At 66.1% G+C, this 8,921-nt stretch carries 11 protein-coding genes; 3 read left to right on the forward strand and 8 right to left on the reverse strand.

The window, feature by feature from the left end; translation table 11 throughout:
* Together MOV75_RS17735 and MOV75_RS17740 are read right to left on the reverse strand one after the other, a co-directional pair.
* On the reverse strand, positions 1 to 809 hold an 809-nt coding region (locus tag MOV75_RS17735), incomplete at its 3' end, for a caspase family protein (protein WP_247006286.1).
* A gap of 1,199 nt (positions 810 to 2,008) precedes the next feature.
* Positions 2,009 to 2,890, reverse strand: coding sequence for a GyrI-like domain-containing protein (locus MOV75_RS17740; RefSeq protein WP_246926398.1), 882 nt, complete (start codon positions 2,888 to 2,890; stop codon positions 2,009 to 2,011).
* A 227-nt stretch (positions 2,891 to 3,117) separates the two neighbouring features.
* On the opposite strand from MOV75_RS17740, the gene MOV75_RS17745 reads away from it, so the two are divergent.
* Together MOV75_RS17745 and MOV75_RS17750 are read left to right on the forward strand one after the other, a co-directional pair.
* A complete protein-coding gene (locus MOV75_RS17745; RefSeq protein WP_247006288.1) occupies positions 3,118 to 3,732 on the forward strand; it encodes a cupin in 615 nt (204 codons plus the stop codon).
* Between the two features lie 89 nt (positions 3,733 to 3,821).
* Positions 3,822 to 4,046: a hypothetical protein gene (locus MOV75_RS17750; protein ID WP_246926394.1), complete on the forward strand. Its 225-nt coding sequence runs from the start codon at positions 3,822 to 3,824 to the stop codon at positions 4,044 to 4,046.
* Between the two features lie 32 nt (positions 4,047 to 4,078).
* On the opposite strand, the gene MOV75_RS17755 is transcribed toward MOV75_RS17750, so the two are convergent.
* Both MOV75_RS17755 and MOV75_RS17760 read right to left on the reverse strand, forming a co-directional pair.
* On the reverse strand, positions 4,079 to 4,780 hold the full coding sequence (locus MOV75_RS17755) for a Crp/Fnr family transcriptional regulator (protein ID WP_246926393.1): 702 nt from the start codon (positions 4,778 to 4,780) through the stop codon (positions 4,079 to 4,081).
* 17 nt (positions 4,781 to 4,797) lie between these two features.
* Positions 4,798 to 5,037, reverse strand: coding sequence for a hypothetical protein (locus MOV75_RS17760; RefSeq protein ID WP_246926390.1), 240 nt, complete (start codon positions 5,035 to 5,037; stop codon positions 4,798 to 4,800).
* Positions 5,038 to 5,197: 160 nt separating this feature from the next.
* Between MOV75_RS17760 and MOV75_RS17765 the strand changes: the two genes are divergently transcribed.
* Positions 5,198 to 5,935 carry a Crp/Fnr family transcriptional regulator gene (locus MOV75_RS17765; RefSeq protein ID WP_246926389.1) on the forward strand — a complete coding sequence of 246 codons (738 nt, stop codon included), beginning with the start codon at positions 5,198 to 5,200 and terminating at the stop codon, positions 5,933 to 5,935.
* 40 nt (positions 5,936 to 5,975) lie between these two features.
* Here MOV75_RS17765 and MOV75_RS17770 read toward each other — a convergent pair whose 3' ends face one another.
* The 4 genes from MOV75_RS17770 to pdxA all read right to left on the reverse strand — a co-directional run.
* Positions 5,976 to 6,212 (reverse strand): hypothetical protein, encoded by a 237-nt coding sequence (locus MOV75_RS17770; protein ID WP_309486819.1) that lies wholly within the window; start codon positions 6,210 to 6,212, stop codon positions 5,976 to 5,978.
* Positions 6,213 to 6,289: 77 nt separating this feature from the next.
* Positions 6,290 to 7,348, reverse strand: coding sequence for an alcohol dehydrogenase (locus MOV75_RS17775; RefSeq protein ID WP_246926385.1), 1,059 nt, complete (start codon positions 7,346 to 7,348; stop codon positions 6,290 to 6,292).
* A 16-nt stretch (positions 7,349 to 7,364) separates the two neighbouring features.
* Positions 7,365 to 8,225 carry a 16S rRNA (adenine(1518)-N(6)/adenine(1519)-N(6))-dimethyltransferase RsmA gene (rsmA, locus tag MOV75_RS17780; protein ID WP_246926379.1) on the reverse strand — a complete coding sequence of 287 codons (861 nt, stop codon included), beginning with the start codon at positions 8,223 to 8,225 and terminating at the stop codon, positions 7,365 to 7,367.
* On the reverse strand, positions 8,225 to 8,921 hold a 697-nt coding region (gene pdxA / locus MOV75_RS17785; protein ID WP_247006290.1), incomplete at its 5' end, for a 4-hydroxythreonine-4-phosphate dehydrogenase PdxA. The genes pdxA and rsmA, both read right to left, overlap by 1 nt.

The following is an 8,921-nucleotide window of genomic DNA, read 5'->3' on the forward strand; positions in this document are numbered from 1 at the left end:
GGCTGCATCGCCGCGACCGGCGGCGGCGCAGTTTGCGTCGGCGGCACGAAGTAAAAGGTGCCGTCGATCGGCGAGGACGACACCCAGGGCTGCTGCGCGCCCGCGGTGGCGCGCTTCACCGCGAGGCCCACCTGGTTGAAGGTCTGAAACACATCGAGACCCGCGACCCGGATCGTCGTCGCCAGCGCCTTCGTATAAGGGCTATGACCGTCGCTGCCGTCCTGCGCGACGTTGCCGGGCTGGGTGGCATAGGAGATCAGCGTGCCCTCTGGCGCGCGCATCTGCGCAAGGCCGCCATCCGATGATCGCAAGCCGCGTGAGCCGAACGGGTTGTTGCGGCAGGCATCCAGGATGACGAGATTGAGGCGGGTGCCGGAGCCCTGCATCTGGCGCAGCACGAGATTGACGTCGGTCATCTGGAAATCGACGTCGGCCTCGCGCGTCGGATTGGCGCTAACAGGTACGAGGTAGTTGGAGCCGGCGACCTGGACGCCGTGGCCGGCATAATAGAACAGCGCGACGTCGGCGCCCTGGACCTGCTGGCCGAAGCTCTGCACGGCGATGTCCATCGCGCCCTTGTCGAGATCGAGCTGGGCGCGTCCGCCGACCAGTGTGAAGCCGAGCGCACTGAGCGTCTCCGCCATCAGGCGCGCATCCTTGGAGGGGTTGTCGAGCGGCGTGATGTTCCTGTAGGCGGAGTTGCCGACCACGAGCGCGATGCGTTTCTCCGCCGACGCCGGCTCCGCAACGACGACAAGCAGCGCCAGCGCCGCCAGCCCCAAAACGCGATTGAAAATCCTCGCGCGCATCAAAATTCCTCGAAGTAATGGCGCCAGTCTAACAGCCCCGCAGCCAGGCGAAAAGCGGCGTGAAGGGGAGGCGCGACCCAGCGCTGCGGACTCCGTTGCGGCATCGGCCCCGGCTCTGCAGCGCACCGCTAAGGGGCGCTGCGCCGCGTCCGGGGCACGAGAGCGCGAGTGTGGCGCTCCCTCTCTCCACATCGTCATTGCGAGGAGCCCTTGCGACGAAGCAATCCAGAACCTTTCCTGGGCGGCAGTCTGGATTGCTTCGCTGCGCTCGCAATGACGGAGCAAGGGGCATCGTCGGCATTCTCCAACTCTCAGCTTACTGGCAGACACGCCTTCGCAGTCTCGCGGCGCGTTTCGCCCGAGGCTTGCTGTCGTTCGGCGCCCGATGAAGGCCAAAGGGCGCAGGGAAGGCCGGGCGCCGGCGGCACCCGAGATCCGTGCGCTACGAAGATGCACACGGGGTGGATCACAGGTGATGCCGGTCGCCCGGCCTTCCCTGCGCGGATGGTTTTAACGGTGTCCTTCGTGCTCTCCCCGGGGAGCGATGCACTATTGCCCCCGTCGCCTTGCGGATGATCGATGCGCGTGCCCGGTCGGGCCGCCACATCACCGCTGAGACTTGACGCACAGACCCCGGGCGTCAGGACCACACGACTTCTCCGTCCGCGGACGACCGGGCCGGATCGTCAGGGGCTGGCGCGTGCTCGCCCCCGATGTCCAACCTGACCGCTGCGACCGCGCCGGGTCGTATCGCGTCGCCTGAGGACTCACGGTTGCCCGCCCTGTCATCATGCATGTCGCGCCGGCGCTACCGCGTCCACCGCAAGCCCGGCCCGCATCTCGTGACGATCGCGAAGCGCCCCTTTGGCAGGGGCCGGGATGAGCGGTGTATGTCATAAATCCGAAATTCGGGAAAGTGGAATGTTTTTGCGGGCAGGGGTTGACGAGGTGTTTCGGTGTGTTGCCCGACGCCTCGCACGCGGTTGCCTCGGCCTCCGTCGGTCATTCCGGGGCGCGCTCTCGCCCATCGTCATTGCGAGCGCAGCGAAGCAATCCAGAATCTCTCCGAAGCGGCAGTCTGGATTGCTTCGTCGCAAGAGCTCCTCGCAATGACGGAGTGGAGGCCGCCGCGTGATACGGCGAGCCGCCACTTCGCGGATGACATCGACGTGGCCTCGCAAGCCCCCCGCCCGAGGCCGCTATTTCAGCGGCAGGAACAAATCCGCGGTCGCCTCGTGCTCACCGACCTCAGGGACGAAGCTCAGCCGCTGGCAATAGATCGGGAAGTCGCGTGCGTCCTCGCCGCTGGCCGGAAGCCAGTCGCGATAGAGGTAGAGCGCGGCGGGCTCCAGATTGTCGGTGTTGCCGACGACGCGCAGCACTGCGCAGCGTCCGCCCGGAATCACGCCGGCTTTGATCGCTTCGCCGTTCGGCTCGATCGGTTGGCCGGTTCCGACACAGAGGTCCACGCTATAGTCGGCGGGCGAGGCAGGCCGCCGCTCGGAACGCCAGACGTTGAAGGTCGGACTTGTGCTGGGGTGCAGGCCGGCGGCTCTACGCCAGGCGATGAAGCGCTGGATGGTGGCGGGAAGCGTCGCCGGGTCGCCCCGATGCTCCATGATCGCCACCGCCGTCGTCGGCACATCGCGGATCGTCACGTCGTCGCTGGTAAAGGTCTTCTGCATGAGCTTGCTCCTCGCGTTGTCGAGAGGCCCGAAGGCCGCAAGCCACGGCTCCCAGTCGGGAGACTTCCGGAACGACGACGGCGATTGGCCGAACCGTTGCCGAAAGGCGCGGGCGAAGGCGTCCGGTGCGTCGTAGCCGGCATCCATCGCGATATCCGTGACGCTTTCGGCGTCGCTGTAGGCCAACCGGTATGAAGCGCGCTTCATGCGGGCGAGCTGGATATAGCGATGCACTGACAGCCCGAAGGTTGCAGTGAACTGCCGGTGGAAATGATATTTCGAGTAGGCTGCGACGCTGCTCAGCGTATCCAGGTCCAGATTGTCGTCGAGATGCCGGTCGATGTGATCCAGCACCCGCTGCATCCGGGCATGGTAGTTTTGAAGCGCCGCCGTCATCGTTCCGTTCTCCGTGGCAGCACCAGCTAAAGCGCACTTCGGACGCGACGTGCTCGACCGATCTTGCGGTTTTGCCACGGGTCGCCGAACGTCGCCAAGGGCCGTCCACGGGCACTGTGGATGAACGACCAGGAGGGGAGCGTTTGCAGACTGGTCGCTTTCATCCCCGTTCCGCCCTGGAAACTTCTCGCCTCCGCCGTCGTTGAAATTGCGGCTGAGGAGACGCCATGCCGATCAAGGATCAGGTCAAGAATTTCGCCAAGAAGCTGGTGGAGCACCATCCCGATGCGGCGACTTTGCGTGGGCTTGTGCGGGCCCGTAAACCGGCAGAACTGCATTTTCGCGACGACGGCATCGTTCCGAACAATCCGAAATTTCCAGTGCTGCTCTATCGCGGCGCGGTGAACCTGAAGAGCCGGCGTTTTCCCCCTGATGTCATCATCGACACGCTGTTCGATACGAATGGCTGGGGTCGGTCGTGGCGCGACACCGTGTACGACTTCGTTCATTATCATTCGCAAATTCACGAAGTGATGGGCGTGGCACGCGGCACGGCCAGAATCGAGTGCGGCGGGATCAAGGGGCGGATCCTCAGCGTGAAGGCCGGCGATGTGCTGGTCCTTCCCGCAGGCACGGGACACCGCCTCATCGAATCCAGCCGGGACTTTATCGTCGTCGGCGCGTACCCGCAGGACGGGACCTACGACGAGTGCACCGACACGCGAGAGCGTCCCGACGCCGTCAAGCGTATCGCCAAGGTCCGTAAGCCGAAGACGGATCCGGTCGCCGGACCCGGCGGCCCGCTGCTCAGATCATGGCGGACGGTGCGACCGCGATCGTGAGGCGATGCTTCGCCGCAGTCGCGCGCGACGGCGGAACGCCGGAACAACTCGCCTGCAGCAACGTCTTTTATCAGACGAGGGAGATGCCCATGAAAGCGCTCATTGCCGCGGTCGCATTTGCAGCCATGTCCGGCCCGGTCATTGCCCAGAATACGGGGCCGGCTCCGCAGACCGGCATGGACAGGCCGGAAAACACCAACGGTGCCACGGAGCGAGGGACGATGGACACCACAGGGACGAATGCCAATCGGGCAAACCAGCCTGAAACCAAAGGCGCGGCCGGACAACGCAGGACAGGCGACAAGAAGAAGTAGCCGGTCGAGCGGCCGCGACCTTGCATTCGCGCTCACGTCAGATAGTCGGGCCTGAAATCGGCAAGCTCGCGCAGCTCCTCGGGTTGCAGCAGCTCGATCTCGCTGCCCTCCCAGGCGATCAATCTCCGATGCCTCAGTTCCTGGATGGTGCGGTTGACGTGGACGATCGACAGTCCGCAGGCATCGGCAACGTGCCGCTGCGTCATCGGCATCTGGAAGCAGCGGTCGTTGAGGAGGCCGACGACGTCCAGCCTTGCGGCGAGTTCGCAGATGAGGTGCGCGACCTTGGGCAAGGCCGCCTGCGCGCCGAGGCGGGCGATCCATTGCCGCGAGATGGCCGCATCGATCAGCGTCTCGCGCCAGAACGCGCGTGTCAGGTGGTGGGAGCCGTCGAGAAGCTGCCGGAGCGGGCTGTGCCCGACAGTGCCGACGATGGTCGGTCCGAGGCCGACGAGGTCCGCATCCATCGGCGAGACCAGCAGGGTGTGCAGGCAGGGCATGTCGCCGGGAACGTGGAACGCGAGGATCTGGCTGCGGTCGCCGACGATGCGGGCCTGGTAGAGGAAGCCGCTCACGACGAAGACGCAGCGCGAGGCGGCCTCGCCCTGGCGCAGCACGATCTCGCCGTCGGCGACCTGGCGCAGCGTGGAGGGCAGGGCGGCGACCTGCCGGCGTTCGTCCTCGGACAGGCTTTCGATGGCCTGCAGACGCGCGATGAACTTCGGATGCGGCATGAGCCTCGCTTGCTGCTTCAGCCGTCGCGCGGCACCGACGTCTCGACGAAACGCCGCGAGAGCTTTGCACGCGACCCATCGGAGACCGGCGCCGAGCGGAACTCGCGGATGGCGGGGGCGAGTTCCTGATCGGACATCGGCCGGACCGGCTCCTTCAGCGTGCCCGCGACCAAGGCATCGCTGATGCTGTCGAGGTGCTCGCTCGTATCCGACCTGAACAGGCTGCGGATGCGCTCCAGGATCGTCGTAGGGCTCATGAAGGGACGGCTCGTTCGCAGTCGGGGGGTGACGGGGGTGGATGCGACTCGGTGCGGTCGCAAACCGGTTAGCAACCTGTGCCTCCGAACCGCGTTCTAGTCCGCTGAACCCAAGCCGGACGGATCATTTGATAGAACCGGCGCCATTTTTGGCGGCCCCATGGAAAAAGCCCACGACGTGCTGATCCGGAACCTTTGCGAGCACACAGCGCTCGCAGAGGAGGATCTTGCGGAAATCCGGGCGCTCACCTTCACGCTGCGCGATTTGGAGCCCAACCAGGATTTCATCCGTCAGGGCGACAAACCCGAACATTCGGTGCTGGTCGTCACCGGCATGGTCGCGCGTTACCATCTGCTGGGCGGCGGTGGGCGGCAATATCTGGCGTTCCATCTCACCGGCGACCTGCCGGATGCGCAGGGCCTGTTCATCGACCAGATGGACCACGGATTGAGCGCGCTGGGGGCGGCCTCAATCGCCTTTATCCCGCATCGCGAATTGTTCATCGCGTTCCGGCGGCGGCCAAGCTTTGGGCTGGCGGTCTGGCGCGAGACGCTGCTCGATGCCGCGATCTTTCGCGAGGCCATCACCAACAACAGCGCCCGGCCAATGCAGGCGCGCATGGCACACCTGTTCTGCGAGCTGTTCTACCGTGCTCGCGCGGCGCAGCTCGTCCGCGGCAATCGCTGCCGCATCCCGATCAGCCTGGCGCAGCTCGGCGAGACGCTGGGCATGGCGATCGCGACGGTGAACCGGACACTGGGCGAACTCAGGCGCAGCGGAGCCATGGATCTGCGCGAGGGCGAGCTGATCGTGCTGAAATGGCGCGACTTGCAGCGGCTCGGCGATTTCAATCCGGCCTATCTGCACCAGAAACGGCAGTCGCCGCCGCGTACGTGAGGCCGTCGGGCCTGGCGGGTCGAGAGGGCGGCGGTGATCATCACCCGAAGCGGGCTTCGCGGTCCCCCGAGGATCGGTGTTGCGCCGCATGCGCGCGGTAGGCGTCGATCGCCCTGTTGGCGAGCATCAGCTGCCGGCGTTCGCCGGTCCTGAGCTGGGCTTCGATCGCGTCGAGAATGACGTTGGCGCTCTCGTCCGGCGAGCGGAGCTCGCCGCTCTGCTCCAGGCAGCTCCAGGCGATGAAGAATGCGCTTTCGACGGTGCAACGAATGGACATGCCCTGCCAACGCAGCGGGGCCGAAGGCGTTCCGTGCAGCGGGCGCGACTTGCGCCGGGCCCGCAGCACGCGATGGGTCAGTTCTTCAGCACGATGCGGCCGACGACCTTGCCGGCCCGCAGCTCGTCGATCCATTTCTGGACATCGCCCATCGGCTCCTCGCGCATCGGCGTCGGCTTGATCTTGCCGGCGCGGGCCAGCGCCATCAGCTCCTGGGCCTCAGCCAGCGTGCCGACCATGAAACCCTCGATGGTCATGCGCTTGTAGACCCACTGCACCATCGGCAGCGTGAACTGGCCGCCCATCAGGCCGGAGACCACGATCTTGCCGCCGCGCGCGGCGACGGCGACCGCGAAGGCCATCGACTTCTCGTTGCCGGCGAAATCGACGATCTCGTCGAAGCCGCCTTCGGTCTCCTTCAGGATGCGCTTGATCACGTCGGGCTCGGACGGGTCATAGGCATTGGCGGCACCATTCTTCAGCGCAGTGTCGCGCGCGGCCGGCGAGAGGTCGGCGACCGTGATCGGCTGCTTGAACATCGCCTGCGCGAACGACAGGCCCATCATGCCGACGCCGCCGAGGCCGATCAGCAAGAGGTTGCGCTGGCGCGGACGGTCGACCAGGCGCTTGAGCGCGCCATAGGCGGTGACGCCGGAGCACATCAGCGTCGCGGCCTGGTTGACGGGCAGCGGATCGTAGTCGAGCAGATATTTTGCGTCGGGCACCAGCACGTGGGTGGCGAAGCCGCCGTCGATGGAGACGCCGAGGAAGCGCTGCTTCACGCACAGATTCTCGTCGCCATTGGCGCAATCGCGGCACTGGCCGCAGCCGATCCAGGGGAAGACGGCCTTCTTCGTGCCGACCAGGCCGGCGGCGACGTCCGGGCCGACTTCGTCGACCACGCCGGCGATCTCGTGGCCGAGCGTGAAGGGCAGCGTCATGCCGCGCGTGGTGTCGAGCTTCTTGCCGCCGCCGAGATCGGCATAGCCGTCCTGGATGTGGAGGTCGGAATGGCAAAGGCCGCAGCGCTCGATGCGCACCAGCACCTCACGTCCTTGCGGCTTCGGCGTATCGACGATGGTCTCGCACAAGGGCGCATCGAACTTGACCAGGGACTGCCTGCGCATCAGCGCCATATTTCTTCCTCCGAAATTATCGCTCTGTTTCGGTCCGTATATTGGCCAATTCACGGGCCATGGCAACAAAGCCTGATATGGGAATGGTCTCTGCGCGCCGCGTCGCCTCGACGCCGGCGGCTTGTGCAAGCCGCGCCGGATCGACGCCGAGCGACTTCAGGCTTTGCCGCAGCATCTTGCGGCGCTGGCCGAAGGCGGCGGCGGCGACCTGCTCGAGCATTTTGCGATCGCAAGGCAGCGGTTCTGCGCGCGGCTTGAGGCGCACGACGGAGGAGGTGACCTTCGGCGGCGGCACGAAGGCGGACGGCGCAATGTCGAACAGGATCTTGGTCTCGCAGCGCCAATTGGCGAGCACGCCGAGCCGGCCATAGGCCTCCTCGTCCTCGCGCGCGACGATGCGCTCGCCGACCTCGCGCTGAAACATCAGGACCATCAGATCGTACCAGGGCGGCCAGGGCTCGGTCGTCAGCCAGTTGATCAGAAGCTGGGTGGCGATGTTGTAGGGCAGGTTGGCGACGATCTTCGCTCTCTCGCCATCGAGCAGCGGACGCGGATCAAAGGTCATGGCATCGCCATGCACGATCTCGAGCCTGTCAGGGTGGCGCGCGGAAATATCCTGAAGCGCCGGGATCGCGCGCTCGTCGTGCTCGATGGCGATGACGCGCTTTGCGCCGAGCGCGAGCAGCGCCCGCGTCAGCCCGCCCGGGCCGGGGCCAATCTCGACGATGGTGGAGTCTTCCAGCGGAGCTGCCGCACGGGCGATGCGGGCGGTGAGATTGAGGTCGAGCAGAAAGTTCTGGCCGAGCGATTTGCGCGCCGACAGCGCGTGCTGGCGAATGACCTCGCGCAGCGGCGGGAGGTCGTCGATCGCGCTCATCAGGTGGTCGCAGCCGCCATGCGGCTTGCGAGCCTCAAGGCTGCGATCAGGCTGGCCGGATTGGCCTTGCCGGTGCCGGCGATGTCGAAGGCGGTGCCGTGATCGGGCGAGGTGCGGATCAAGGGCAGGCCGAGCGTGACGTTGACCGCGTCGTCGAAGGCGACCGTCTTGATCGGGATCAGCGCCTGGTCGTGATACATGCAGACGGCGCAATCATAGGTGCTGCGCGCGGCCTCGTGGAACATGGTGTCGGCGGGCAGCGGGCCTCTTGCCTCGATGCCGTCGCCACGCAGCGTTTTCAGCGCCGGCGCGATAATGGTCTGTTCCTCGTGGCCGAGCGAGCCGTCCTCGCCGGCATGCGGATTGAGGCCGGAAACCGCGATGCGCGGCCGCGCGATACCGAAGCGGGATTTCAGTTCAGTCGCGACGATGCGAACCGTCGAGACGATCAGCTCACTGGTGAGCTGGGCCAGCGCCTCGCGCATCGAGACGTGGATGGTCACGGGCACCACGGCGAGCTGCGGCGACCACAGCATCATCACCGGCTGCGGCACCCGGCCGTCCTCTGCTGCGAGCTCGGCCAGGTATTCGGTGTGGCCGGGATGACGGAAGCCCGCGCGGTAGAGCACGCTCTTGGCGATCGGATTGGTGACGACGGCGCCGGCGCGGCCCTCGCGGACATCCGTGACCGCCTGG

This window comes from Bradyrhizobium sp. PRIMUS42 (genome assembly GCF_023006515.1).
GTDB lineage: Bacteria > Pseudomonadota > Alphaproteobacteria > Rhizobiales > Xanthobacteraceae > Bradyrhizobium.

What these genes read in the sequence shown, in the direction of transcription:
- MOV75_RS17740 (WP_246926398.1), bottom strand. Translation starts at nt 2,890, where the DNA reads ATGACGGCGGCGCTTCAAAACTACCATGCCCGGATGCAGCGGGTGCTG.
- MOV75_RS17745 (WP_247006288.1), top strand. Translation starts at nt 3,118, where the DNA reads ATGCCGATCAAGGATCAGGTCAAGAATTTCGCCAAGAAGCTGGTGGAG.
- MOV75_RS17750 (WP_246926394.1), top strand. Translation starts at nt 3,822, where the DNA reads ATGAAAGCGCTCATTGCCGCGGTCGCATTTGCAGCCATGTCCGGCCCG.
- MOV75_RS17755 (WP_246926393.1), bottom strand. Translation starts at nt 4,780, where the DNA reads ATGCCGCATCCGAAGTTCATCGCGCGTCTGCAGGCCATCGAAAGCCTG.
- MOV75_RS17760 (WP_246926390.1), bottom strand. Translation starts at nt 5,037, where the DNA reads ATGAGCCCTACGACGATCCTGGAGCGCATCCGCAGCCTGTTCAGGTCG.
- MOV75_RS17765 (WP_246926389.1), top strand. Translation starts at nt 5,198, where the DNA reads ATGGAAAAAGCCCACGACGTGCTGATCCGGAACCTTTGCGAGCACACA.
- MOV75_RS17770 (WP_309486819.1), bottom strand. Translation starts at nt 6,212, where the DNA reads ATGTCCATTCGTTGCACCGTCGAAAGCGCATTCTTCATCGCCTGGAGC.
- MOV75_RS17775 (WP_246926385.1), bottom strand. Translation starts at nt 7,348, where the DNA reads ATGGCGCTGATGCGCAGGCAGTCCCTGGTCAAGTTCGATGCGCCCTTG.
- rsmA (WP_246926379.1), bottom strand. Translation starts at nt 8,225, where the DNA reads ATGAGCGCGATCGACGACCTCCCGCCGCTGCGCGAGGTCATTCGCCAG.